The organism is uncultured Lactobacillus sp. (assembly GCF_947367085.1).
Taxonomy (GTDB): Bacteria; Bacillota; Bacilli; order Lactobacillales; family Lactobacillaceae; genus Lactobacillus.
The window spans coordinates 21,700-47,972 of record NZ_CANBCP010000005.1 but is presented as its reverse complement, the minus strand read 5'-3'; the positions used below and the strand labels follow the sequence as shown (position 1 = coordinate 47,972).

The 26,273-nt window shown below is 34.8% G+C and carries 21 protein-coding genes; 4 read left to right on the top strand and 17 right to left on the bottom strand.

The window, feature by feature from the left end:
- Positions 1-2 precede the first annotated feature (2 nt).
- The 7 genes from Q0Y70_RS01715 to Q0Y70_RS01685 all read right to left on the bottom strand — a co-directional run bounded on the left by Q0Y70_RS01715 (position 3) and on the right by Q0Y70_RS01685 (position 7,737).
- Positions 3-878 carry a phosphate ABC transporter substrate-binding protein gene (locus tag Q0Y70_RS01715; RefSeq protein ID WP_297815749.1) on the bottom strand — a complete coding sequence of 292 codons (876 nt, stop codon included), beginning with the start codon at positions 876-878 and terminating at the stop codon, positions 3-5.
- Positions 879-1,008: 130 nt separating this feature from the next.
- Complete coding sequence (locus Q0Y70_RS01710) at positions 1,009-1,533, bottom strand: GNAT family N-acetyltransferase (protein WP_297815746.1); 525 nt, start codon at positions 1,531-1,533, stop codon at positions 1,009-1,011.
- Between the two features lie 88 nt (positions 1,534-1,621).
- The gene (locus Q0Y70_RS01705; RefSeq protein ID WP_297815743.1) at positions 1,622-2,236 is read right to left on the bottom strand and encodes a hypothetical protein; all 615 of its coding nucleotides are present in this window, start codon (positions 2,234-2,236) and stop codon (positions 1,622-1,624) included.
- 85 nt (positions 2,237-2,321) lie between these two features.
- Entirely contained in the window at positions 2,322-3,242 is a 921-nt protein-coding gene (locus tag Q0Y70_RS01700; RefSeq protein WP_297815740.1) for a DMT family transporter, read from the bottom strand.
- Between the two features lie 114 nt (positions 3,243-3,356).
- The gene (locus tag Q0Y70_RS01695; protein ID WP_297815737.1) at positions 3,357-4,829 is read right to left on the bottom strand and encodes a glycoside hydrolase family 1 protein; all 1,473 of its coding nucleotides are present in this window, start codon (positions 4,827-4,829) and stop codon (positions 3,357-3,359) included.
- Between the two features lie 133 nt (positions 4,830-4,962).
- On the bottom strand, positions 4,963-6,495 hold the full coding sequence (locus tag Q0Y70_RS01690; RefSeq protein ID WP_297815733.1) for a DUF5060 domain-containing protein: 1,533 nt from the start codon (positions 6,493-6,495) through the stop codon (positions 4,963-4,965).
- A 27-nt stretch (positions 6,496-6,522) separates the two neighbouring features.
- On the bottom strand, positions 6,523-7,737 hold the full coding sequence (locus tag Q0Y70_RS01685; RefSeq protein ID WP_297815729.1) for an MFS transporter: 1,215 nt from the start codon (positions 7,735-7,737) through the stop codon (positions 6,523-6,525).
- A gap of 172 nt (positions 7,738-7,909) precedes the next feature.
- Between Q0Y70_RS01685 and Q0Y70_RS01680 the strand changes: the two genes are divergently transcribed.
- Positions 7,910-8,869 carry a LacI family DNA-binding transcriptional regulator gene (locus Q0Y70_RS01680; RefSeq protein ID WP_297815725.1) on the top strand — a complete coding sequence of 320 codons (960 nt, stop codon included), beginning with the start codon at positions 7,910-7,912 and terminating at the stop codon, positions 8,867-8,869.
- Between the two features lie 50 nt (positions 8,870-8,919).
- Here Q0Y70_RS01680 and Q0Y70_RS01675 read toward each other — a convergent pair whose 3' ends face one another.
- The 8 genes from Q0Y70_RS01675 to Q0Y70_RS01640 form a co-directional block, all read right to left on the bottom strand.
- Entirely contained in the window at positions 8,920-11,682 is a 2,763-nt protein-coding gene (locus Q0Y70_RS01675; RefSeq protein WP_297815722.1) for an alpha-L-rhamnosidase, read from the bottom strand.
- 8 nt (positions 11,683-11,690) lie between these two features.
- Positions 11,691-12,470, bottom strand: coding sequence for a ChbG/HpnK family deacetylase (locus Q0Y70_RS01670; RefSeq protein WP_297815719.1), 780 nt, complete (start codon positions 12,468-12,470; stop codon positions 11,691-11,693).
- Between the two features lie 54 nt (positions 12,471-12,524).
- A complete protein-coding gene (locus Q0Y70_RS01665) occupies positions 12,525-14,726 on the bottom strand; it encodes a beta-glucoside-specific PTS transporter subunit IIABC (RefSeq protein ID WP_297815716.1) in 2,202 nt (733 codons plus the stop codon).
- Positions 14,727-14,736: 10 nt separating this feature from the next.
- Positions 14,737-15,573 (bottom strand): PRD domain-containing protein, encoded by an 837-nt coding sequence (locus Q0Y70_RS01660; protein ID WP_297815713.1) that lies wholly within the window; start codon positions 15,571-15,573, stop codon positions 14,737-14,739.
- Positions 15,574-15,776: 203 nt separating this feature from the next.
- On the bottom strand, positions 15,777-16,685 hold the full coding sequence (locus Q0Y70_RS01655; protein WP_297815710.1) for an alpha/beta hydrolase: 909 nt from the start codon (positions 16,683-16,685) through the stop codon (positions 15,777-15,779).
- Positions 16,686-16,716: 31 nt separating this feature from the next.
- Entirely contained in the window at positions 16,717-18,003 is a 1,287-nt protein-coding gene (locus Q0Y70_RS01650) for a DUF4038 domain-containing protein (RefSeq protein ID WP_297815707.1), read from the bottom strand.
- A gap of 8 nt (positions 18,004-18,011) precedes the next feature.
- Positions 18,012-19,466, bottom strand: coding sequence for an L-fucose/L-arabinose isomerase family protein (locus Q0Y70_RS01645; RefSeq protein ID WP_297815704.1), 1,455 nt, complete (start codon positions 19,464-19,466; stop codon positions 18,012-18,014).
- A gap of 112 nt (positions 19,467-19,578) precedes the next feature.
- Positions 19,579-20,601 carry a LacI family DNA-binding transcriptional regulator gene (locus Q0Y70_RS01640; protein ID WP_297815702.1) on the bottom strand — a complete coding sequence of 341 codons (1,023 nt, stop codon included), beginning with the start codon at positions 20,599-20,601 and terminating at the stop codon, positions 19,579-19,581.
- Between the two features lie 131 nt (positions 20,602-20,732).
- Here Q0Y70_RS01640 and Q0Y70_RS01635 point away from each other — a divergent pair, with 131 nt between their 5' ends.
- The 3 genes from Q0Y70_RS01635 to Q0Y70_RS01625 are packed head-to-tail and all read left to right on the top strand — an operon-like array spanning position 20,733 to position 23,969.
- On the top strand, positions 20,733-21,566 hold the full coding sequence (locus Q0Y70_RS01635; RefSeq protein ID WP_297815699.1) for a transketolase: 834 nt from the start codon (positions 20,733-20,735) through the stop codon (positions 21,564-21,566).
- Positions 21,559-22,500: a transketolase family protein gene (locus tag Q0Y70_RS01630; protein ID WP_297815697.1), complete on the top strand. Its 942-nt coding sequence runs from the start codon at positions 21,559-21,561 to the stop codon at positions 22,498-22,500. The genes Q0Y70_RS01635 and Q0Y70_RS01630 overlap by 8 nt, the downstream gene beginning before the upstream one ends.
- Positions 22,501-22,514: 14 nt before the next feature.
- Complete coding sequence (locus tag Q0Y70_RS01625) at positions 22,515-23,969, top strand: glycerol kinase (RefSeq protein WP_297815695.1); 1,455 nt, start codon at positions 22,515-22,517, stop codon at positions 23,967-23,969.
- A 39-nt stretch (positions 23,970-24,008) separates the two neighbouring features.
- On the opposite strand, the gene Q0Y70_RS01620 is transcribed toward Q0Y70_RS01625, so the two are convergent.
- On the bottom strand, positions 24,009-24,743 hold the full coding sequence (locus tag Q0Y70_RS01620) for an amino acid ABC transporter ATP-binding protein (RefSeq protein ID WP_297815693.1): 735 nt from the start codon (positions 24,741-24,743) through the stop codon (positions 24,009-24,011).
- The gene (locus tag Q0Y70_RS01615; protein ID WP_297815691.1) at positions 24,736-26,220 is read right to left on the bottom strand and encodes an ABC transporter substrate-binding protein/permease; all 1,485 of its coding nucleotides are present in this window, start codon (positions 26,218-26,220) and stop codon (positions 24,736-24,738) included. Before Q0Y70_RS01615 ends, Q0Y70_RS01620 begins: the two co-directional genes overlap by 8 nt.
- Positions 26,221-26,273: the final 53 nt, after the last annotated feature.

Below are 26,273 nucleotides of genomic sequence, written 5' to 3'. Positions count from 1 at the left end.
ATTTATTCCTTAGATAAAGATACTACTTGATTTTTACTATTACGGTAAATCTTCATATCATTAATACTTAAATATCCTAATTTAGGTACTAGATCTTTTTGAACTTTACTTGCAAGCATATAGTCAATAAATGATTTAGTTGCAGCATTTGGTTTTCCTTTGGTATACATATGTTCATAAGACCATAACTGCCAGCGATTGGTTGTGATATTTTTGTTAGTTGGAGCAATATGGTCAATGCTCAATTTTTGAATATTTTTATCGCTTGCATAAGGAAATGAAATGTAAGAAATTGCTCCCGGAGTTGAACTAACAATTCTACGGACAGTCCCATTAGAATCCTGTTCTTGAGCCTTAATTGGCTTTTGATTTTTAAGAATTAAACTTTCAAACGTAGAACGAGTTCCACTACCTTTTGAACGATTGATAACAGTAATAGGTATGTTTTTTCCACCAAGTTGCTTCCAATTAGTTACTTTTCCAGTAAAAATTTGTGCAAGTTGAACTTGGCTTAGATTTTTAATTCCTACGTCCTTGTTAACTATTGGAACAATGCCTACTACCGCTATTAAATAATCTTTCAATTTTTTTGCGTCGATTCCTTTTTGTGTCTGTGCAAAGACATCAGATGTTCCGATCTGAACCGCTCCGGCTTGCACCTGGCTTAAACCTGTGCCGGAACCGCCGCCTTGAACTACGATATTACTATCAGGATGAGATAATCGATAGTCATTGCCAGCTTGCTCAGCCAAAAGCTGCATTGCCGAAGAGCCAACAATCGTAACTTTCTTGGCGTTATTTTGACATGCAGTAAGTAGATTTACTGCTAATATCGTGATAAAAATTAAGATAAGATTTCTTAACTTATGCTTTTTCATTAATAAGTCTCCAAAATATTATTTTGATATAGATCATGTGAGCACACTTACTGAATATTTTACCATATTCTAATGTCTACTTACCTTTTGCAAGAAAAAAGAAGTTGGATTTTTCCAGCTTCTCTAAATTTTATTTTTCACGGATATTTTCATAGACATATGAAATTTCATTTGGACGATACACGCCATGAAGTTCGCCAACTTTAGTAAAACCCATTTTATCAATCAAATGCTGCATTGCCAAATTGTCTTCATGAGTATCAATTCGAATCGAATCAATATTTAGATAATTATCTCTAATTTGATCAATAACTTCAGTTAGTAACTTAGTCGCATATCCATTGCCAGCATGATTTGAGTGGATGGCCACACGGTGAATTACTACATAATTATTAGTATCTAATAACCATCTTCCTTTTAAATTATCATAAGAATGATCAGGTGCTGGTACAATTGCAATGGCTCCGACAGTTTCTCCATCTTGAGAAACAGCTAAATAAGCCCAGCCATTTTCAATATCCTCTTTTATTTGATCTGGTGAAGGATACTCCCCTTGCCATTGATCAACACCACGCTCAGCTAATTGATTAGCACCATCTTTTAAAATCTCCATAATATGGTCAAAATCAGCCATTGTTGCTTGTCTAAGTTTCATATACTTCATCCCTTTCTTTTTTCTAAACGTTAAACATTATAAGAAAAAATGGGATACTTGTAAAAGATTAGTGACGAAATTTAAAACATTAATTTCTGCCCTCTGCCATGAATCGGCGAATCTCCTGAGGTGTAAAGTATTGACTATAATCTGCTATTAAGCTTTCCAATATTTGATCTTCTGAAATATTAAATTTTCGATAACGTACTATAGTTTTGCGAATATTATCTGCGGCTGCTCTTTCTGCGCCTATTTTCAAGCCTGCTTTGCGGCCTTTAAGCTCACCCATCTTAAGCCCTATTTTGCGACCTTTAAGCTCACCGTATTGTTCTCTTTCTAACAATTTCGTCTCATAGTCCATAATTTGCAACCTCTTTTCTTTATCAAGATTAATTTCTCTAATTTTTTCCTGTGCATAATTAAAGAAAACGTTGTTATCTTTAATTGGCTCTCCTTGTATCAGTCGTGCTAAATTTTGTAAGTCCTCACTGTTTTTAGCCAACTTACCTTTTGCATTAATAATAAACTTACTCGCACCAGTTGGCAATCTTAGAGTTTTATCCTGATCTTCATATTCATGATAAGAATAACGCACCCGATTTTTGCCAGGATAGTCAAAATTACAAAAGCTCTTATCTGCCATTACCCAGCCAAAAACTTTGTCTTCAGTAAAACCGTACCACTTTTGAGGTTCCTTATTCATTCTTTCACCGTTTTCATATAAAAATCTTACTCACTATTTATTACACGAAAACTATGATTTTTTATTTAAAAAAGCAGAACTTGTTTCAGCTCTGCTTTCGTCTTTTGATTTTATTTTTGGGAGAAATATTTAATGCAAGCACCGCTACCAAAATTAGAATCGTTCCAATCCAGTCCATGACTGACATTGACAAGTTAAAAACTAAAACAGCACCAAATGTTGCAGCAAGTGGCTCAAATGCATCTAATAAGCTTACAATAGCAGGTTTAACATACCGTAATGCATTAGCCATAATTTGAAAAGGAATAATGGTTCCAATCACAATAACAGCTCCTGCTAACAGCCAAACTTGAGGTTTATTAGGAATTGGTGGAAAGTTTGGATGGATAATAATTAGCCCAATTCCTGCAACTAACATCCCCCACCCAGTCAAAACTAAACTCGATACTCTTTTGACGATACTGACAGGAATCAGAGTATAGCTGGCTTCTCCAATAGCTGATAAAAAACCACATAACAAAGCCAGTGGAGTGATCGCTAACTGATTAAACTTTCCATGCGTTGCTAACAAAAATACGCCTATAAATGCCGCTATAGCTGCGATAATATCTAACCTGCGAATTACCTGTTTATGAGTAATACCTAAATAAGCAATCACAAAAAATGGACCCATAAATTGCAATATTGTCGCAACTGAAGCGTTTGCTTGCTGAATAACGATAAAATAAAACAACTGAACAGGTAATAATCCAAATAAACCATACGCAATAATCACTAATAAGTCATGTTTATTTTTCAAAGTTGAAAAAGGCTTATGCCCTAATATTTGCGCTATAGTCAGTAATACTACAGCCGAAATAATCATTCTGGTTTGTGTAAGCCATAAAGGTGTGATGGCATTACTTACGCCAAATAATGCTTCTCCAAATAATCCTGATACTCCCCACATCGCTGCAGCGCTCGCAGCTAAGATTGTCCAGAGCTTTTGCTTTGCTTTATTTTCCATCCTGTTACCTTCCGCAATAAAAATTATCTTTAATATAGTAACATTTTCAAAAAAATAAAGGAATCTAAGATTTAACTCCTAAATTCCTCTATTCAAAATATTATCTATATATAGTTAATCTAAATCTTTTCCATTAGATTCAATTACCTTCTTGTACCAGTAAAATGAATCTTTTGGCATTCTCTTCAAACTGCCATTTCCTTCATCGTCGCGATCAACATAAATAAAACCGTAACGCTTTGACATTTGACCAGTACCAGCACTGACTAAATCAATACAGCCCCAAGTGGTGTAACCAATCAAATCCACACCATCTTCAATAGCACGATTCATTGCCTTGATGTGCATTCTCAAATAATCAATTCGATAATCATCATGAATCTTGCCATCTTCACTAATTTTATCAACTGCACCAAGACCGTTTTCCACAACCATCATTGGAATTTCATAACGATCATACATCAATTCAAGATAGTATTGTAAGCCATCAGGATCAGTTGCCCAGCCCCATTCAGAATACTTAAGATATGGATTCTTAGCACCAGCTGCGAAGTTGCCACCAACTTTATCTTCCACCTTGTGGGATGTGATCACATTAGACATGTAGTAAGAAAAAGTATACATATCAACTTTACCCTCAAGAAGATCCTTTTTATCTTCATCTGTAATGTCTAAATGAACATTATGCTCATTCCACAAACGTTTAGCAAAAGTTGGATATTTACCTTTAGCTTGAACGTCTCCACAATAAAACAGGTTCTTTTCCCAAGCGTGGAAGTTAAGCAAAATATCTTTTGGATCAGGCGTCAAAGGATAGTTAACAATACCGCAAATCATATTACCAACCACATAATTTGGATCAATCTCGTGAGCCTTTTTAACAGCCTTGGCACTCGCTACAAATTGATAATGCAGCTTTTGGTAAGCATGTTGATAATCTTCATCACTAACCTTATCAGCAAACATATCTAAGAACATGATCGCACTATTAATTTCGTTAAAAGTCAGCCAATACTTCACTAGGCCCTTATATTCTTCAAATAAAGTAGTTGCGTATTTGACGTAAAGATCTATCATCTTGCGATCTTGCCAGTCATGATATTTTTCACTCAAATAAAGTGGATCTTCATAGTGTGAAATCGTCACTAAAGGTTCAATGCCGTATTTTTTACATTCTTCAAACACACGACGGTAAAAATCAAGTCCTGCTTGATTTGGCTTTTCTTCATCACCGTTTGGAAAAATTCTAGTCCAAGCAATTGACAAGCGAAATGTCTTAAATCCCATCTCAGCAAATAATTTAATGTCTTCTTTATAATGATGGTAAAAATCAATTGCGACATGATTTGGATAATATTCATTTGGATCAATTGCACCCACAGCGCCTTGAGGTAAGCCCGCGCCAGGTATTCCAGGTGTCTTTTCTAACTTGCCATTTAATTTATAAGTCAACATTCTTGGCTTGTCTAAACTACCTGCAGTCGTAATATCAGTTACTGAAAGTCCCTTACCATCAACGTCGTATGCACCTTCAATTTGATTTGCAGCTGTTGCGCCACCCCATAAAAAGTTCTTTGGAAATGCCATGTTTTTATCTCCCTTCAAATTGTTTCTTAACAATTTAATTGTACATGAAAGCGATTTCTTTATAAAGTGTGGATTTGTTAGTTTAGTTCAAATACAGTACAAAAAGAGCATTTAACATGCTCTTTTTTACATCTTACATTTCTGTTAATAACATAGCCTGGTATGGTTTTCTTGCAATGTGGAATTTCTTATCATTTGAAATTTCAGTATTAAAATCTTCAACTGTTTCATCCCAAGCATTAATTAATTTAGCGCTAAACTTTTTATCCTTAGGCAAAAAGCTAAATAATTCATACTCAGGTTGATTATCACCAAAGTAAACCAACCATTTCTTTTCATCTGGAGTTGATCCTACTGCTAATTCCCAAGTTGGACCACTAGTTGCTTGTGGCTTTACCCAGTCAAAACCGTTCTTTTTAAGTAAATCATATAAGAAGTTTATTTTCTTTTGACTTTGACCATAAAGTTTTCCACCATGAGCCCACCAAATTGGTCGGTCGGTATCAGGCTTATCGATATAAGTTTCTCCATGAGTACAACCGCCACCACGTAAAATCACACGCCAGAAGTTATCCATCATGCCTTGAGCAGAATTATCACCCCAACCAAATTCGATATTACCTTCATAGCGACATTCATCATCTACCACAGGTTTTTGATATTCTTCAATCCATTTTGGTATTAAAAATACATTATCGGATTGAACACTTAAATGAGTAATCCATGGTTTAGTATGGTCATACCAGTTCTTCGTAGTATCTTTATGTTGTGGCGGATCATAGAAATTATGAATTGATTCAAGGTGTTGAGAAGGATCCTTTTCATGAACAAATTGACCAATTCTATCCCAATCTCTTAGTGGGATTTGTCCTACCAAGTCCATCAAATCATATTCATTGGCCAAAGCCCACCAAACGTTTTTATATGAGGCTAATCGGGCAACAATATATTTCAAATATTGTAAATTGTTTTCCATACCCATACGAGCAAAGCCCCAACGATCGTAAGGACTAAATAAAATTAAATCTGCTTGAATTCCTAACTTATCTAATTCTTCAATATTTTTTTCCAAATTCTGGAAATATTCAGGTACAGGTCTAGTAAAATCAAAGCCAGTATCACTTCCATCAAAAATCCAATCTGTCCCACCGCGTTTTACTTTTGGAGCCCCTTCAAATGGATAAATATCCGGTTCTTTAGTGTTGTAATCATAACTCTTGGGAAAAACGAGCATCCTAATTTTATTAAATCTGTTCTGGCTTAACGTCTCTAGAGTCTGTTTTTGAACATCCTTAGGCTGCACCGTCCAAGCATAAGCTGTAGTACCAAAAGGAATATAACCTGTTCCATCTGCATAAGCAAAGTGGGTTTTTCCTGATACACGGACAGGGCCATGATTATTTTCACTAGCAGATGTAACAACGAATTTATCAGTCCTATTATCTAAAGCATCGACATTAGATTGGGTGGTTACTGTCCACTCCCCTTCCAATTCAGGCATATAGCAAACTTTATAAATACCATTACCATCATAAAAGCCATCTACCGTAACACTATGATTGTTATGAGTAAATGTAGCTGTCAAATTGACATCCCTAAATGGATTACCATTTTGTGGTCCAGCTAAAACCAATTCATATCTTTTCCATTTTTCAACTGTTTGCATAATAAACTTCTCCTAACCTTACCAAATCTATTCAGCTACTTGAACGGACTTTTTATGAACTAATGCCATCACAAAGAATACAAATGTAATTACAACTAGAATCCCTGCGCTAATTCTCATTTGATCAACTGGAGTAGTTAAGTGAAGAACTTTGCTCAAGAATACTATTACATATGGTGAAGCAAACGCGCCTAAATTATTACATACTTGAGCAATAGAGATAATTAAGTTACTAATTGATGGGTCCACATCGCTCAAAATCGTGTCATAAACGTATGGAATAATCAAAGAACTCACAAACATCAACAATAATCCAATAAAAAAGACCAACATATTCCTAGCTTGTGAGCAAATTATGAAACCAACCGCTCCGCATAATGTAGTAACTACTGGAGTATAATGATGGAGCACTTTAAGTATCTTACTGTAGCCCATAGAAATTACAGCTCCAATAAGTCCACCAATAGCAATTTCTGTCGAAAGTAACCCTTGATTTGCTAAATTATTTTGTTGAATAACTAAAGCTGAAGCTGTGGCTTCTACCATAAATGCTGAGAAATATAGGAAAAGCATAAAAAATGCAATATAAATGATTACTGGGATTTTAGCATGCATAGTATTACTCTTTTTCACTGAAGTAGTCTTCTTCACTGTAGTTTCATCTTGCATCTTTTTCGTATATCCCATCATAAAAAGAATTAAAAATGGAATGATTAAGAGCATATACAGAAAAGTACTTTGCCAACTAATCCCTAAAAGTAAACCTGAAATAAATGTACATGCGCTGTTACCTAAAGTTCCCATCGCACCTTGAATACCAATTAATGTTTTTTGCTCTTCACCACTAAAACAATCTCCAATCAATGAGACAGCTAATGAAGTAAAAAGACCAATTCCTGCTCCCACAAGCAATCTGCTAAATACGATTAATGGAAAGTTATTAATAAAGAAGGGAATCAAACCACCTATTAGTGTTGCTATCATTCCAATAATTACAGTATTACGTTTACCTACCCATTTAATTACTGCATTGCTAAACAAAATAAATAGCATAATTGTAAATGAAGGAATCGTAAACAATGCTTGTACTGATGTTAGCGATTCATTTGGAAAAGTTTTAGCAATCATCGGGATTGCGGCCAAATTTGAACCAGCAACTTGTAGAAAAAGTGAAATACCCAAAATTCCAACTTTTAATTTCCAATTATGTTTATTAGTTTTTTTGAGTTCCTCAATATCCATAATGTTTCCTCCTGACATACGAGTCATCTCATTTCTTACACTTTTATACTATAGTGTAACCGGTTACATTTCAACGTGAAATTGCTCAACTATGACTAAACTAAGCTTTCAGTAAAATTGCGGTATAATAATAATGTAACCCATTACATTTACAGAAAGAGACTGTACAATCATGACAACTATTCGAGATATTGCAAAACTAGCTAATGTTTCTGTTGCAACCGTTTCAAGAATAATAAATCACTCTGGAAAAGTTAGCATGGAAACTAAAGATAGAGTTAAACAGATAATCAAAGAAACAAACTATCATCCCAATCAAGTTGCGAGAACTCTGTATCAAAAGAGATCTAAAATGATCGGAATAATTATCCCTGATTTAAACAACAGATTCTATACACAAATAATTGATGGTATTCAAGAAATCATTCAAAAATATGGCTATACTGCTTTAATTTCTTTTAGTGCCAGTTCTGATAATGCGAAATACCAGCAATATATTAATAATTTTGAAAATAATAACGTTGACGGTATTATTACTTCAGCTTTTACAATCAATCCTAATTTTCAAATTCATACTCCCTTTGTGATGTATGATAGTGCCAATATTAAAGACTCCGTTGTTCGAATAGCTTCAGATAATGTAAAAGGTGGTAAAGAAAGTATAGATTTATTGAAAAATTCAGCAAAAAACATCTTGATTCAGCACTGGCCCTTAACACTACCCACAATTAAAGAAAGAATTGAATCAATGATAACTGAATTAAACAAATTACATATTAATTTTGTTTTGGAAGAAACTTCGGAATCAGATCCAAGTATTGCAGCTCAAAGTACTTTGGAGAAGTATCAGCAATTTGATGCTATTATTACTGTTAACGACTTATATGCAGCCAGAATCATTAAAGAGTCTCAACGAAGAAATTTAAAAATTCCAGACGATTTTCAAATAGTTGGATATGATAATAATATTTTATGTGAATATACTTATCCGACCATTACAACAATTGACCAACAACCAGAATTAATTGGCAAAGTTGCTGCACAGCGTCTACTGCAACTTATAAATGGTGATGATTCAACACAAAATAGCATAGTTAATGTATTACCTATTAAAAGAAATTCAACATACTAAAAATAGACCGAATTAGAAATTCAGTCTATTTTTAGTATCATTTTTCTTCATCAAATAGTTTTTTTAATTTTATCTATCTTTTGTTGATCTACAGATTCAAACTCCAAGAGTGATTTAAAACTCTTACTGATAAACATCCCTCGAGTATTCCCCGGACGCTTCATCTTTAACAAAATATTCTTATCAATTTTATCAATCTTTGCTACTAATTCTTTCTTTTCTAGCAACGTGGAGATTTTAATGTCTAAATTTAGTCCTTTGACTAGTGACTTAGTAGTTCTATATTCAATCTCATATGTTCCGCTTTGTAAAACATTTGGAATTGATATTATTTTCCCATTTACTGAGAAAGTATCAGATGCTATATCATAAAGCTTAAGTATTAGCTTCATACCGAAAGGTATCTCAAGATTTATTTTTACTGAGGTTGACGACTTTAACTCATAATCAATTTTTAGTTTTCCATAATTACTATCGTATGATCCTTTCACCTGGCTTAGATTCATATCAAAGTGTGGTTTAAACACTACTTGGGAAAAATCACTATTATGGTCGTAAATACCTAAGATATCTTTATAACACCAAGCCATAACTGCACCCAGACTATAATGATTCAATGAATTCATTCCTGCCGGATTCATCTTTCCATCTTTTAAGACTGAATTCCATCTTTCCCATATAGTTGTTGCACCTAAGTTTACACTATAAAGCCAACTAGGATAATCTTCTTGTAGAAAAATCTTAACAGCTAAATTATGATATCCATTTTCAGATAATTCTTCACATAGATACGGTGTACCTACAAATCCTGTAGTTAAATGATCATTATCTTTATGAATTCTAGTTACTAAATCGTCAATTACATGCTTCTTTTGCTTTGGCAACGGTAAATCAAATTTTAAAGCTAATACGTAAGCACTTTGTGTATCAATTGTTAATCGCCCATTTGGACTCAGATATTCTTTTCTGATAGCCTGCAATATTCTTTGATTCAAGTCTGTATACTTCTTCATATCAGACAAATTATTTAAAACTCCAGCAGCTTGAGCAACAATATGAGCTGAATTTGCATAATAAAGTGATGCAATATAAACATCATCTGTTTTTCCTTTAGGCGAACTAGGCTCATCATTATCTAATGCGAGCCAGTCTCCTAACTGCATCTGTCCAGTCCACAAATCTGCCGTTTTACTATTAGCTGTAATCCAATCTACCCATCTCTTCATCGCATAATAATTTTCTTGAAGCAACGCCTTGTCACCATAGAATTTATATAAATTCCAATTAAGAATGCAAATAGCATCGCCCCAAATCGCCATCCCGGAGAATGGTGTTTTTAGACTAGGTGCAAACATCGGTGATTTTCCACCATTTAGAGTTTGTTCAACTCTTATGTCCCTTAAATACTTTCTAAAGAATTCGAAAGTATCCATATTGAAATTAGCAGTTTCAGAAAATATCTCGCTATCACCGCACCATCCTAAACGTTCATCTCTTTGAGGACAATCAGTAGGAACGTCCATGAAATTACTTCTTTGTCCCCAAATAACATTTTGAAATAAACGATTTACTTTTTCATTATTTGTCTGGAGATGACCAGTTTGTTTTAGATCGGAATATAAAACCTGAGCTTTAAAATCCTCTGGATTAAGCTTATCTACCCCTGTGACTTTTACATATCGATATCCGAAATATGTAAAATTGGGATGTACCCACTTTTTCTTACCATCAGAAATATAGGTAAAACTAGCTCTAGCCTTACGTAAATTTTCATTATAAAAGTTTCCATTTTGCAAAATCTCGCCCATTTGAAGGATGATCTTTTTACCTTTAGGAAGATGATTATAAAACATTGGCCAACCAGCTTGATTTTGACCAAAGTCTAAAATAAGTTCTCCTTTGGGAGTATTGATGACTTTTTTAACATCTAATTTTTCGTGTTCAACAATTGGTAAACTTAATCGATCACTAAGCTCGCTTGTAGGTGATTGAACTTCAACAACTGGTCTATAATTTTCAATTTTGATGGTTGCGTCTACATCTTCACCATAATAAATGCCTGATTTAGTTACTTGTCCATTTGTTGTAAACCAACTTTTATCAGTTTTAATGATTTGGCTTTTTCCATCATCATAAGTAATGTAAAGATCCGCTAAGATCATGTGTTGATCGCCATAAATATTATTTTTTCCACCGTCAAATCCCATATTTCCTTTATACCATCCATCAGCACATGAAAATACCAAGTCATGCAATGAATTTGCCGTTAGTAAATCCGTTATATCGTAGGTTTGAATCTGGACCCACTGATCATATGCTGTAAAGCCCGGTGTAAGAAATTCATTACCAATTTTCTTACCATCTAAATAAGCATTATATACTCCAAGCCCCGTTGCATATAATCTCGCCTGCTTAATGTTATTTCTTTCTGTGTGAAAATTCTTTTTAAATAAAGGATTGGGCAAGTCTTTATCAGCATTAGCTATCCATTTTCCTTCAAAGGGTTCTTTCATTTTTCCTGTTTCAAAGAAAGTTTCTCTTGAAGCAAAAATATCTCCATTTTGAACAGAAATCTCAACATAGTATCTAGTTCGTGGAGCAAGCGATAGGGCTATGTCAAAAGAATTGGTGTCATAAATAATTTTTGAAAGATTTAAAATTGGATGTGATTTATCATCTGTCCAGATTTTTACCCCTTTATAAGTATCATTATTCTTATCAGCATCCTTCACTTCAAATGTAATTCTTAAATTTGAAAAATCATAACCGATTGGCTCATGAAGTTGGTTTATTAAAATATTAGAAATCTCCATATTTTCACCTAGTCACATTCACTATATCGAACAAGTTTAATTTGATTCTCTGCAATATAATCGATAGTGCTTTTATCAATCCAACATGCAGCTTCCTTAACCCTCGGGACAGTCAAACTAGAATGTTGTAATAAATAATTGTCTAAATATCCTGCGTGTGAGATAAACATTGGAATTAAATCCTTCTCTTCTTGTTCAACTGCATTCTTTAATAAATCGATTGGTTTGTAACTTGGATCGATTTTACCTTCTTTATATCCACCCATATAAACTTTAAAATGCGTATTTTTCTTAAATGATATCGAAGCCGAAACTGGAAAATCAAGAAATGGCAGATCATACTTGTCGGCTACGATTTTTAACCCCTTCCTAAAATTAGGGCTCATCACAGCATGTCCCTCAAAATAATCTGGCTTTTTACCTATTAATTTAAAAAATTGCCCATACTGTGCTTCGATTTCAGCAACGACCTCGTCTAATTCAACAAAATCTGGTCTCCCCAGCCTAAAATTTTCTCTATAAACATGTGAACTCTTAAAATTACCATCTTCATCAACTAAGCTTGGTACTTGGCTTGCATTCAATACAGACTTTCCATTTGAAATATTAGTATGCATCCCTAAATCTATATTCTCATCTTTTAACAATTCTAATGCATATGGAGTAGTAGGCATATTGGTCATTACGCCGACATTATTTATAATTCCAAAATGAACAGCATCAAATATTCCGTAATTAACACTACGACTATATCCTAAATCATCTGCCCTAATTAAAAGTTTTCTCATCTTAATACCTCAAATAGCAAAAAGGCTCTAGCATCAATACTAGAACCTCTTTTACTAAGCTTTAACAGCTTGTGCTGGAATTTCAACTTCTTGATCTACAGTAGCCATCAATAATTGATCATCAAACTTAACTGCGTCACCATTTTTCTTTTCTAAGATAATTTCATCGAAGTTATTGGCATTTGTGACAACGACTGGAACTACTGTATCATAGCCAGCTTTTTTAATTTGATCTAAATCAAAAGTTTCTAGTAAATCATCTTTCTTAACAATATCTCCTGCCTTAACTTTTGAATCAAAATATTTACCTTTAAGATTTACTGTATCAATTCCAATATGAATTAATAATTCCACACCATTATCAGATTTCAAACCAATTGCATGCTTGGTTGGAAATACTGAAACAACCTTACCATCAAATGGAGCTCTAACTTCTCCCTTATCTGGTTGAACTGCAATACCTTTACCAATAGTTTCAGTTGAAAATACAGCATCCTTAACATTCTTTAATTGAACTGCAATACCTTCAATTGGAGCATAGATTGCTTCATCTTTGAATTCAACTTTTTTAACTTTATCGTTATTATCAGTTGCAGCTACAACTTTATCTCCCCAAATCATTGTCAATACAAAACTTACTACTAAGGCGATAACAATTGAAGCAACTAAACCGATGAATTGTAAGTTGATACCCTTAGGATTGATAAATGCTGGAATACCAAAGACACCACCACCAGGCATAGTGTACATACCAGCGTGACAAGCAGCTGCTACTGCACCACCAAAGGCAGACCCGATAGAAGCAAATAAGAATGATTTTTTATGTGGTAATGTAACACCATAAATAATAGGCTCAGTGATACCGAAGAATCCTGATAAAGCTGCTGGAAGGGCAATTTCTTTAAAGTTCTTATCTTTTGCTTTTAAGCCCATAGCTAAAGCAGCACCAACTTGTCCAAATAAAGTACAGTACAAAATACCATTAATTGGGTCAAAGCCATTGGTTGTTAAGTTATTCATTAATACTGGAATAAATGCCCAGTGTAAACCTAAGATAATTGCACCTTGCCAAATACCACCTAAGATGAATCCAGCAACAACTGGAACTAAACCATAAAGCCATAAACTTCCTACTGATAACCATTGCGAAATTGTTTGTGTGATTGGTCCAACAACAATATAAGTCAAAGGAACAATAATCATCAGATCAAGTAACGGAACAAATAAATTCTTAACCGCTGAAGGAATAACTTTTTTTGTACCTTTTTCTAGCCATGACATAGCCCAAATTGCAATTACAATTGGAAGCATTGTTTGACTATAGTTCATCAAAGTAACAGGAATTCCCATAAAGTTAATAGCCTTGTGAGCAGTTGCTGCAGCTACCATAGTTGGATAAACTAATGCTCCACCAGTAATTGCACCTACAAATTCATTTACATGAAATGCTTTACCTGCTGTGTAACCTAACAGTACTGGTAAGAAGTAAAATAGTGCATCCCCTGCAGCATTCCAAATCATATAAGTACCAGTTCCTTGTTTAACCCAACCTAAAACATTGAATAAAACAAGCAAACCTTTTAACATACCTGCCCCTGTCATGACACCTAATAGGGGCATGAATAATGATGAAATTAATGCAACAAACTTACTAAAAATATTTTTATCATTATCTTCATCTTGAGGACCAACTGTCTGACTTGAAGATAATCCTAAAAGTGGCATTACTTCGTCATAAACATCAGCAACATTTGCGCCAATAATTACTTGATATTGACCACCAGCATGAGCTACGCCCATAACACCTTTTAAGTTTTTTAAAGCTTGATCATCTGCTTTACTTTCATCTTTCAACTTAAAACGTAAACGCGTTACACAATGAACTAAACTAATAACATTTTCTTTACCACCAACTAGTTTCACAATCTGCTCAGCTAGCTGTTTGTTTTTACTTCCAGACTTTCCCATCTCAATATCTCCTTTTTTAATTTTAGAAAAATCTTTCTTAGCATTTATTATTTTCATCAAAGCAGAATAATAATTATCTACTTGATTGCCGATCAATATTTGCAACTCTCCATCAACAAAAGTTGTTTCTAAAATTACATCAACCGAATTTAATTCCGTAAAATTTATTTCTACTCTATTCTTGACTCTAATTCTAATTCTTGCCACACAGTGATATGCTTCAACAATATTTGAACTACCGCCAAGCGAGCTAACTATTTTTTCTGCAACTGCTTTATATTCATTCATGCTTCTATCCTCAGCTAGCGGTATTAATTCTATGAATATGTATTGTTAAATACATAATTTCATCTTGTGATACTTCATAATCACAATCTCTTAAAACTATCCCAGCCAGACGTTGAGCAATTAGGTATTCTTTATGATATTTATGAATGATCAAATTATAGAGATCTTGATCTGCTGGATGAGAACTTTTAGTTTTCTTCTTTATTCTTTGAACAAAAAATTTCAAATGAGTAATTAATCGATAATATGAAACAGAGTCCACATCAATCTTTTTACCCAGCATCTCTTCAATAATATTCAAAAAGTTATTTATTAATTCAATACTCCCCTGAGTGTTCTCTAACGAATCTCCTTCCTCTGCCGTTATGATGTGCATCGCAACATTTGCAGCTTCATCATCATTAAACTTCAATCCACTTTTCTCACCTAAATAATCGATTACTTTTTTGCCTAATTGAAACTCATCCGGATAAACTTGCATAGTTTCAATGGTCAACCTATTTTGAATAGTGATACCTTGTCTAACGCGCTCGACTGCAAATTGAAGATGATCTGGCAAAGAAATATAAATATCGTCACTTAACTTTTTACCAGAACTTGCAATTGCTTCTGAAATAATCTGATCGGATAACTCTATGTATTCAGGACGAATCTGTGCTAAGGTTTCACTTATCGTATTTGTCGTCGCCTGATCTTTAGGATAGAAAATTTTTTCTATTTTTGAGCTTGCTACTGTTTGACCTTTTTTCCTACCAAAAGCAATTCCAGATCCTAACGCAACTAAATTTCGTCCGTTATCATCTTTAGCCAAAATAGCATTATTGTTCAAAATTCGCTCGATGATCATGGTTTTGCCTCCAATAAAAAATGGCAAGACTAATAAGAGTTTTCTCTATATTGGTCTTGCCAACTTAATGTAACAATCCGATTTCATATTTCAATTAATATTCTAGCATTCATGTAACCGATTACAATACTATTTTAATAACTTCATTTTAATTTAGCTTAGTTTAGTTAAAAATAGCCGAGTCTCTAGCTCAGCTATTTTTTCTAAAATAAATTAATTAATCCATTTTCTTTAAGCCAACCCAAATACAGTCTCTTCCAACTAGCAGCTTGGACATTACTTTGACTACGATCCGCTTTGCTATCGGTTCTTAAATCAGCTAACGCCAAGCCATGCTTTCCTTTTTGAAAGATGTGCAGCTCAAATGGAACCATTTTGTCTTCAAGTTGCTCAGTAAAATGCAATGCACTTGCAACAGGTACATAAGGATCTTCCATAGTATGCCAAATGAAAGTCGGTGGCACATTGTCAGTCACTGCATCAACCATATTAACAAGCTTTATTCTTTCATCAGATTGATCATGACCTAAAGTGGCATAATTAATCATTCCATCGCCACCCATTTTCTTTGTTTGCTTATAACGATCTTTTTCAGGCGCTTTTGACATATGTGGAGCACCATAAGCTAAACAAATGGAATTAGGCTTAAATAATTCAGAAGACTTGCCAACAAGATCTTTTAGCCAATCTGTTTGCCAATAACAACCAAGTTGGGCAGTCAAATTACCACCTGCTGAAAAGCCAATAACATTAATACTATTGGAATCTAATGACCACTGATCAGCATTTTCCCTTACATATGCAATGGTTTTTGCTAAATCAGTTAATGGTTTAGGAAATGCAGAAACTGGATCTTTAGAGTAATCATGTTTACCATCATAAAACCCTAATCCTTCTGTCGCATATTCTGCTACTACACATGAGAAACCTTTACTTAAGAATTCTAGCGCAATGGGTTCTTCTTCACGCCAAGAAGTCCACATGTAGGCTCCACCAGGAACAACAATCATCACTGGTGACTTTCTATTGATATCAATTTCCTTATTAGGCTCTTGGAGATAAAATGTGGCTTTAGCGCCATTTTCTCCTATATCTTTCTTAAAATATTTCATTAATTAGCCCTCTTTTATTGAACTAATAACATCATTTCTTAACGATTACCAACTCATCTTCAACAACCGGCAACATTTGAAGCGTATTATCTATGACTTTACCAGTAAGTGGCATTCTCTTTTGTAAATCAATTACTTGTGCTGATTTCAGCTGAATATTAAATTCATCAAAATCCAGAACTCCTGCAGTTGGTAAATATACTAATAGATACTCATCATTTTCTGCGGCTCTGATTGTTGGATCATCTTGTACTGGAGTATAAATTGGAGTTAATCCATTTGGAGCATATTTCTCTAGGATATTCTTCAAATATCCCATATCCAAACAGCCTCTGAATCCAAGGCACTGACGCCAGTCGTATGGAACAAGTTGAACATTAAAATTTGCATCCAGTTTTGCTTCAGGTCTTGCAGTATCTTTCCATGGCCAAATACCAAAAGTTCCATAACCTATTCCCGCATCAGCTCCTGACAATACAGCATGCCAAGCTGCTTTACGCACATCAAATGCACTATAACGTGCTGGAGACGGAGCTTTCATCTTAGTTAACCCTTCATAGCAAATTTCCGCATCCATCATTGGGCCTTGATAACCGTCTTTCCGCATTTTTTCAGGTATTGTATACGCAGTATCTTGTCCATCATAACCATGACCAGATTGATAGATAAACATTTGCGTTTGCTTTTTGAATTCCTCAGGAACTTCGGTTGATTCGCCATTAATATGGAAAGTATAAATACCATCTGGATCAATACTTTGGGCAACATTTAATACCTCTCGGTAATACTTGATTGCGGAATCTTTCTTTTGCTTGCCATTATCGGTAAAACCAACATCCCCACTTACAAACCAAATTGGGTTATATTTTTTGAATTTCTTTACTGCATATTCCACATAAGGCTTAATCTGATCAAACGGTATTGTATTATTTGAGACAAATTTGCTCATCCAAGTATCTGGCACAAAATTGCCCCACAAGAGTACTAAGACCGGAACCATGTTTCGCTTAGCCATTTCTTCTAGCATATTAGCAGCATTATCAAAATATGCTTTATTTATCTTAGAAAAGTCATAAACATAACTACCATCCTCATTTTCTTTAATGGCAAATGGCTCTCTTTGATCAATTGGTAGGCTCGAATCCCATTGACGCAAAATGTTTATTTGAATGGCATTAAAGCCTTGGGCTTTTCTAGTATCAAGATAATATTTCCAGTCAGGCATTGTTATGCTGGTAAATGCTCCCCAGCAAGTATCTGCCAGATAAAAGAATTTCTTGTCATCTTTATATAAATATTTTCCCTGAACTTTTAACATATTTTCTCCTATCTTTGATCAGAATCCAAAATAGTATCCAAATCACCATACCAATATGCTGCGACCTTTTCCTTAATAGGATCGTAGTAATCTGCATTAACATTAATATACTTGCAAGCTTCTGCCAAAATTGGAACAACATCTGCGCGAACTCCAGCCATATGGTGGATATATGGTCCATAAACATATTTTGCTTCAAATCTGTTTAAATCTTTGAATTGGAACCAAGCATAAGTACCTTGTTCATAAGGTCCTTCACAAGTTTTAGCATTTCCGATTAACATTGAGTACTTACCGTGATCGCCATCAAATCTAACTAAAGTATATGTACCATCTTTAACTTGGAAAGCTGCTGAACCTGGGTAATCAAATACAAAATGAGATGGTGGTAAGACTGGACGATTCTTAGCAGTTTGAAATGCAAATGTTCCTAAGTGTTGCAACAATTCGCCATTTTCATTTTCTGGGTGACGACAATTTACATCTGCAAATAAAGCACGTTCATCACCTAGAGTTGCAGCTTCTGCTAACACTTCAGAAATAGCACCATTAATGTCCGTTTCACAAGTTACTGGCATTCCTTCCGTTTGAAGTAAAGCTTCAGAAGCATATGGCAAAATTCCAATCTCACGTTGTAATTCTGTCCAGCATTGAATAGTTGCACAATTACAACCGTACTCTTTCATTTTATCTTGCATTGCTAATTTTAATGCAGCAACTTTAGTAAAGTCTTCGTCTTTAATTTTTATATCAGCCCATTTTCTGAAGGTCTCTTTTGTATCTTCAATTCTAGGATCATTTTTCTTGATCAACTCATTCATATAGGATGTCACTTCTCCTAATGGAATTGGAGAAAGTTGAATGCCAAATTTTTCTAATAGCTCACCTTCATTAACGATAACTGACCAAAAGTCGAATGGACGTGGTCCAATTTGCAATATTCTAGTATTTTTGAAGGTTTTGACTACATTACATACTTTAATAAAGTCAATTACTCCACGACTAAATGATGGATCATCAATATCGCTATTTTTTATATAAGTAAAAGGTACATTAAAGTGACGTAGAACCTTACCAATAGCAAACAAGCCACATTGCGTATCGCGACGTCTTGATCCGTCTGGAGCTGGCGCTTCATCTCTTGGTCCCCAAAGTAAAACAGGAACATTTAATTTAGCTGCTAAACGGGCAACTTCGTATTCTGTCCCAAAGTTTTCATTTGCAATAAATAAACCGTCAATCTTTTCAGCTTTAAATTTTTCAGTAATCTTTTCTAATCCTGAATCATCATACAGGAGTCCATCATCATTTACATCTTTAATATCAACGTAGTTAACACCTAATTCATCTAACTTTTTACGTGTTTTATCTGCAAATTCAATTGCGGCAGTCGCTGAAAAGATATTTCTTCTAGTTGGTGCAAAACCAAGCTTTATTTGTTTCAAGCTATTTTTATTTGTCATCATGTATCTCCTTTAAACGAAAATATGTAATCGCTTTCCACATGAATCAAAATAACATAAAAGTCATTAAATTAGTCATTAAATTTACTAAATTAAGCTCAACTAAGTTTTTTTATAAGGATTGTCTTTCAACGATCCTAGTCGCTACTAAACATTTTTGTGGCTGCCAATGCTCCATTCCACGTTGTTCTTGCAATTGAAAAAGAACTTGATTAACAATTTGATGAATTGGAACATGAACTGTCGTTAATTCCGGAGATATCATCTGGCCTACATAAATATCATCAAATCCCATAATAGCAACTCTATCAGGAACTTTAATATTTAAATTTGACAGTTCCTTAATCAAGCGAACAGCAATATAATCATCTTCACAAAACAACGCATCTGGTAAAGACTTACTTTTTTGAAGCATATCAATAATTTCATTTTCATCAGCACCCTTCATTAAAGGCGAGATGCTATAAAAATGTTCAGGCAAGATTTCACGTTTATGTAATTTCATAGCTTGATAAAATCCCCTTCTTCGATTCTGAAAGTTACTTATATTGCGATCAGATGCAACATAACCGATATTTTTATAGCCTTTATTCAAAATATATTCAGCAGCATTATAAGCACCCTGGAAATTATCCATAGTTACAAAGTCTGCCGATACATCATCATAATATGTGTCCACAAAAACAACAGTTTTCAATTCATCTTTTATGAACTGAACTTGCTGTCTGGAAAGATCTGTTGCTAAAACAACAGTATTCTTTAACACCCCTTCTTTAACAAGGGCAGGTATATCTTTTTTAATTCTGCTTGATTCAATATTTTGAACTTGTGTAGTACCTCCATAAGCAGAGATATTTTTAGATAAAGCAGAAATCAAATTATCAAAAAACGGCAACGAACGATAATTGCTTTTCACCATCCCCTGATGATTGGTAATAATCAAAAACGTTACTGATGCCAAATAGTGAGATTTTCCTTTATGTCTTTTTCTCAAGGGCTGATAATCATTTTCTTCAATTACTTTAAATATTTTTTCTCGTGTTTTGGGTCCTACACCTGGTTTATCGTTAATTGTCAAAGAAACTGCTGATCTTGATACTCCAGCTAAACGCGCTATGTCTTCCATCTTTATCATTGAAATCACCATCTGTTAATAAACTAGTACTAAACTAAAATTTTAGTTTAGATGAAATATTGTTTAATTTACTATCCTGATGATAGCATAAGAAATGTAAAAGCGGTTACAAAAATTTGAGGTGAAAAATTATGAATACGTTAGATTTAAAAAAGAAAGCTGTCGAGCTTAGAGAAAGAACTTGGCAATTAATCTATAACCACAAAAATGGTCACACGGGTTCTGATTTATCTTGTACAGATATTTTAGTTGCACTTTATTATCAAGTAATGAACCAGGATAAAGATAATTTTGGTCAAAAAGATGTCGACACTTATATTCAAAGCAAGGGACACGCTGTTGAAATTTGGTACGAAATATTAGCCGATAAAGGATATATTGATCGTGATGATCTGGAAAAGAGATATTCAACTTTCAATAGTCCTTATATCGGCCACCCTACAACCGACGTAAAGGGTATGGAATTTCATACAGGATCACTGGGACATGGATTAGGCCTTGGCGTAGGTGTCGCTTTAGCAGCAAAAATGAATCACTCACCCAAGCATACCTATGTATTAATGGGTGATGGTGAACAAGCAGAAGGATCTGTTTGGGAAGCTGCTATGGCTGCTGGTAACTATAGCTTAGATAATTTAACTGCAATCATTGACCATAATGATTTACAAATTACTGGTACTACCGATTCAGTTATGCGTTCTAACCCAATTAGTAATAAATATCGTGCTTTTGGTTGGGATGTTCAAGAAGTCGACGGCAATGATATCGGTGCATTAGTTGATGTCTTAACTAAAGAAAATAATACTAATAAACCGAGAATGATTATTGCTAATACTGTTAAAGGAAAAGGTATTACAGTTGCCGAAAACAGAGCTGATTGGCATCACAAGATTCCTACTGAAGTCCAATACCAAGAAGGATTACGAGAATTAGACGCACAAATGGAGGCACTTAACAATGACTAATGATGAAAAGTTAACAGCAAATGCAGTGATTGCAGATACTTTAGATAAAGCAACAGCAAAAGATCCTGATTTATTAGTAGTGACTTGTGACTCTCGTGGCTCAGCCGGATTAGTGCCATTCACCAACGCTCACCCTGATCGCACTGTTGAGATGGGGATTGCTGAGCAAAACGCAGTTACTGTAGCTGCCGGATTAGCTCATGAAGGAAAGCATCCCTTTGTATTTTCTCCTGCATCATTTTTAGCAATGCGCTCAATTGAACAAGTTAAGGTAGATGTTGCATTTAACAAAAATAATGTTAAGTTGATTGGTATTTCAGGTGGTAATTCTTACACCTGGCTTGGTAACACCCACCACTCACTCAATGATGTAGCTATTACACGTGCTATTCCTGATCTTGAAGTTTATCAACCTTGCGATAAGTATCAAGTTAAAGCTCTTTTCAAATACTTATTAACCTCAGATAAACCAGCTTACGTTCGTATTGGTAAGCGTAAATTGGACAACGTATATCACGAAGATTTTGATTTTGTTCCTGGCAAAGCCAAGATTATTAAAAAAGGCGAAGATATCTGTCTAATCTCTACTGGTGAAACTTTATATTTTGCCTTAAAAGCTGCTGAAAATCTTGAAAAGCAAGGTATTAATGCTCAAGTTGTAGATCTCGGCTCTATTAAGCCACTTGATACTGAATTAATCGGTCAACTAGCTCAAAAATTCGATCATATTGTCACTGTCGAAGAACACGATGTCATAAATGGTATTGGCGCAGCAGTTGCAAGTGAAGTCGCAAAATATGGTCACGCTAAATTAGATATCCTTGGCTTTCCAGACAAACCAGCAATTCAAGGCACCCAAGATGAAGTATTCCATTATTACGGTCTTGATGCTGAAGGAATTGAAAAATCTATTAAGAAAATTCTTGATAAATAAAAGTTGGTGATTTCATGTCAGAAAAATATACTCTGGCCATCGATCAAAGTACTCAGGGCACCAAAGCAATCTTAGTCAATCAAGATAATCAAATATTTTGGAAGACTGCATTACCTCACAAACAAATTATCAACCGTCAAGGATGGGTCAGTCATGATCTTGATGAAATAAAAGATAATTTAAAAAGTCTCTTTGCTTCAGCTTTAAGTCAAGTTTCAGAAGACCAAATTACAAAATTGGCTATAACTAATCAAAGAGAGTCAGCAGCAGCCTGGTCACGTAAAACCGGATCACCTTTATGTCATACTGTCGTTTGGCAAGATAGTCGTGCTGAAAGTCTGCTTAAAAAGATTTCTTATCCTGAATTAAAAGATAAGGTTAAAGAAAAAACTGGCCTAGCTCTTTCCCCATATTTTACTGGTGCAAAATGGGGCTGGATGCTTTTAAACGAACCTCGTGTAAAACAAGCTTACGAAAATAATGACTTATGCTTAGGCACTATGGATAGCTGGCTTATATATCAATTAACAAATGGTAAATCTTTCAAAACTGAGCCTTCTAATGCTTGTAGAACTCAGTTAATGGACATTAGAACTGGTCAATGGGATGAAGAGTTAGCTGAAATTTTTGGAGTCGACCTAAATACTCTCCCTGAGATAGTTGATTCCAATTCTCAATTTGGCGAGACTGATTTATTTGGTCTTCTGAGCCAACCCATTCCTATTCTAAGTGTCTTAGGTGATTCTCAAGCTGCTCTATTTGCTCACCACTGCTTTAATTCTGGTGACTTTAAGGTAACATTTGGAACTGGTTCTTCGGTTATGCTAAATATTGGAAATAACTTACCTGATAATATTAATAATCGACTGAACACTTCAATTGCGTGGTCATTAAATGGTAAAACTTCTTATGTAGTTGAAGGTAATATCAATTACGCTGGAGCTTGTGTAACGTGGTTAAAAGATAATTTGCACTTAATCCAGACACCCCAAGAAACTGCAGATCTCGCTTTAACTGCCAATCCCAAAGACCATACATATCTAATACCTGCTTTTTCTGGTCTCGGTGCTCCTTACTGGCTTCCTGATTTACAAGCAGCCTTTGTGGGGATGAATGCAACAACTGGCAAAAATGAATTAGTTCGTGCCACACTCAATTCTCTGGTATATCAAATAAATGACATTTTAAATGAATTTCAAACTATAACCCCTTCTCTAGCAAAAGAAATTCACACAGATGGCGGAATGATTCATAATAAATATTTGATGCAATTTTTAAGCAATATTACTCAAAGTAAGGTAGATATATCAAAGATCTCAGAACTAAGCGCACTAGGCAGTGTAATGAATGCAAACCAAAAAGTCACCGATACGAACTCAGAGATCAGCTATCAACCAATGATGAAAGAAAATGATAAAAACAAACTAGTTGATGGTTGGCATAAATGGATTAAAAAATTAGCTTCATAAATAAACAAAAAACCGGCAATCGCCGGTTTTTCTTTTTTCTTATAGTACCTTCGACAAAAAGTCTTGGGCACGCTTGCCTTGAGGATGGTTAAAAATAGCATCTGGACTGCCTTTTTCTTGTAAATAGCCATCAGCCATAAACCATACTTCATCACTAACTTCTTTAGCAAAGCCCATTTCATGAGTCACGATAACCATTGTCATGCCGCTATTAGCTAAATCTTGCATGGTCTTGAGCACTTCGCCAACCATCTCCGGATCAAGGGCACTAGTTGGTTCATCAAACAGCATTACTTCTGGATCCATTGCCAAAGCTCGCGCTATTGCCACACGCTGCTGCTGACCACCAGATAGACTTGATGGGAATTGCTGAGCTCGATCAGCTAAGCCAACTTTTTCAAGCAGCGCCATTGCTTTTTGCTGTGCGCTAGCTGCGCTTATGCCTTTGACTTTCATTGGAGCTAATTTTACATTTTCGATTACATTCATATTTGGAAAAAGATTAAAGCTTTGAAAAACCATCCCCATCTTTTCCCGCAGCTCATCTAATTCTTTTTCATTGATATGAGTCAAATCTTGTCCTTCAAAAATCACCTTGCCACTAGTCGGCTTTTCTAACACGTTCAAACAGCGTAAAAAGGTACTTTTACCTGAACCAGATGGCCCAATGATACTGATAACTTGTCCTTGGTTCACAACCGCAGAAATATCTTTTAAAACTTCTTTTTTGCCGAAGCTTTTTTTGAGGTGTTCAATTTCAATCATTTTAGTCATTGCGCTTCATCCTCTTTTCAAAGTGGTTGAGTAATCTTGTAAGTGAGAAAGTCATAATGAAGTAGATAATCATCGCAATAAACAAAGGTAAAACTCCGCGATAAGTTGAAGTTTGAACTAATTGCGTCTGATACATCAATTCACTTACCCCAATTACTGACACAAGTGAACTATCCTTGAGCAAGGTAATAAATTCATTACCCAGTGCTGGCCAAATATTCTTAATTGCCTGGGGAATAATGACATATCTAAAGGCCTTAGCGCGATTCATCCCTAGCGAACGCGCAGCTTCCATTTGTCCTTTAGGCAGTGAGTCAATCCCTGAACGAATATCTTCAGCAACATAAGCGCCAGAATTTAATCCAATAGCGATAATTCCGGCAACAATAGCTGATAAGTTAGAAATCAAATAGCCGATTCCAAAGTAAACAAATAAAATCTGAACCATTTGCGGCGTACCACGAATGAATTCAATATAACACACCGCAAACCAGTGCAAGATTGGATTTTTGGAAATACGCATTAAAGCAAGCAAAGTTCCTAAGATAATACCAATTAAGACTGAAAAGATGGTAATTACAATTGTGTACCAAATTCCCTTGAAAAAGTATGGAATGTACTTAGCAAAAGTATTATTCTTTTGCGTGGTCTTCATGTATTTGGCAGCTTGCGGCAAGAACTTTTTATCGACAAGCTTATCTTTTTTCACCTTGTTGATAGTTTTATTAACTTGGGCAACTAAATCATTTTGCCCCTTGGCAATAGCCACCGCATTACCTGATTGGCTGTCTTTAATATCGGATTTAACCGCTACTAGATTTTTATTATTTTGAGCATAAGCTTTTGCTGTTAATTCTTCCATCAAGACTGCCTGAACCTTGCCTGATTGAAGAGCTAACACCAAATTATTGATCTTACCTAAACCTTTGGCTTTAGAAGACTTCATCTGCTTTTCAATTTCTTCGTATTGAATTGAACCAGTTTGGGCTCCAACCGTTTGTCCCTTTAATTTCTGGATCGTGTCATATTTGTCGCGATCTTTTCTATTTAAGAGAAAGAACTCTCCGCTTGGCTTATAGTAAATTTTCGAAAAAGCGACGCTCTTTTTTCTTTCTGCAGTTGGTGTCATCGCACTGATAACCATATCAACTTTGCCCGTTTCAAGAGCCACAAGTAGCGAATCAAAAGACATATTTTTGATTACTAGCTTTACGCCCATATCTTTAGCGATCTGACGAGTTAATTCGATATCCACACCAACATAGCGTGTCTTACCATTATCACTAGCCGTAAATTCAAGTGGTGGATAGTCAGCTGATGTTCCCACGACCAACTTACCGCTCTTTTTGATATTTTTTAAAACTATTCCTTGTTCAACTTTTTTGTCTGATGCAGCGCTAACAGTAGTTGAAGTTAAAAAGCCAGCCAGCATTAAAAAAATAGCTAAGAAAAAAGTCCACAATCTTTTTCTAGTCATTCGATTCCCTCTCATTATTATATTAAGCCTTATAAATATTTTTAAATTATAGC

Coding starts and splice junctions, on each gene's coding strand:
- Q0Y70_RS01715 (WP_297815749.1), bottom strand. CDS start 878: ATGAAAAAGCATAAGTTAAGAAATCTTATCTTAATTTTTATCACGATA.
- Q0Y70_RS01710 (WP_297815746.1), bottom strand. CDS start 1,533: ATGAAACTTAGACAAGCAACAATGGCTGATTTTGACCATATTATGGAG.
- Q0Y70_RS01705 (WP_297815743.1), bottom strand. CDS start 2,236: ATGAATAAGGAACCTCAAAAGTGGTACGGTTTTACTGAAGACAAAGTT.
- Q0Y70_RS01700 (WP_297815740.1), bottom strand. CDS start 3,242: ATGGAAAATAAAGCAAAGCAAAAGCTCTGGACAATCTTAGCTGCGAGC.
- Q0Y70_RS01695 (WP_297815737.1), bottom strand. CDS start 4,829: ATGGCATTTCCAAAGAACTTTTTATGGGGTGGCGCAACAGCTGCAAAT.
- Q0Y70_RS01690 (WP_297815733.1), bottom strand. CDS start 6,495: ATGCAAACAGTTGAAAAATGGAAAAGATATGAATTGGTTTTAGCTGGA.
- Q0Y70_RS01685 (WP_297815729.1), bottom strand. CDS start 7,737: ATGGATATTGAGGAACTCAAAAAAACTAATAAACATAATTGGAAATTA.
- Q0Y70_RS01680 (WP_297815725.1), top strand. CDS start 7,910: ATGACAACTATTCGAGATATTGCAAAACTAGCTAATGTTTCTGTTGCA.
- Q0Y70_RS01675 (WP_297815722.1), bottom strand. CDS start 11,682: ATGGAGATTTCTAATATTTTAATAAACCAACTTCATGAGCCAATCGGT.
- Q0Y70_RS01670 (WP_297815719.1), bottom strand. CDS start 12,470: ATGAGAAAACTTTTAATTAGGGCAGATGATTTAGGATATAGTCGTAGT.
- Q0Y70_RS01665 (WP_297815716.1), bottom strand. CDS start 14,726: ATGAATGAATATAAAGCAGTTGCAGAAAAAATAGTTAGCTCGCTTGGC.
- Q0Y70_RS01660 (WP_297815713.1), bottom strand. CDS start 15,573: ATGATCATCGAGCGAATTTTGAACAATAATGCTATTTTGGCTAAAGAT.
- Q0Y70_RS01655 (WP_297815710.1), bottom strand. CDS start 16,685: ATGAAATATTTTAAGAAAGATATAGGAGAAAATGGCGCTAAAGCCACA.
- Q0Y70_RS01650 (WP_297815707.1), bottom strand. CDS start 18,003: ATGTTAAAAGTTCAGGGAAAATATTTATATAAAGATGACAAGAAATTC.
- Q0Y70_RS01645 (WP_297815704.1), bottom strand. CDS start 19,466: ATGACAAATAAAAATAGCTTGAAACAAATAAAGCTTGGTTTTGCACCA.
- Q0Y70_RS01640 (WP_297815702.1), bottom strand. CDS start 20,601: ATGATAAAGATGGAAGACATAGCGCGTTTAGCTGGAGTATCAAGATCA.
- Q0Y70_RS01635 (WP_297815699.1), top strand. CDS start 20,733: ATGAATACGTTAGATTTAAAAAAGAAAGCTGTCGAGCTTAGAGAAAGA.
- Q0Y70_RS01630 (WP_297815697.1), top strand. CDS start 21,559: ATGACTAATGATGAAAAGTTAACAGCAAATGCAGTGATTGCAGATACT.
- Q0Y70_RS01625 (WP_297815695.1), top strand. CDS start 22,515: ATGTCAGAAAAATATACTCTGGCCATCGATCAAAGTACTCAGGGCACC.
- Q0Y70_RS01620 (WP_297815693.1), bottom strand. CDS start 24,743: ATGACTAAAATGATTGAAATTGAACACCTCAAAAAAAGCTTCGGCAAA.
- Q0Y70_RS01615 (WP_297815691.1), bottom strand. CDS start 26,220: ATGACTAGAAAAAGATTGTGGACTTTTTTCTTAGCTATTTTTTTAATG.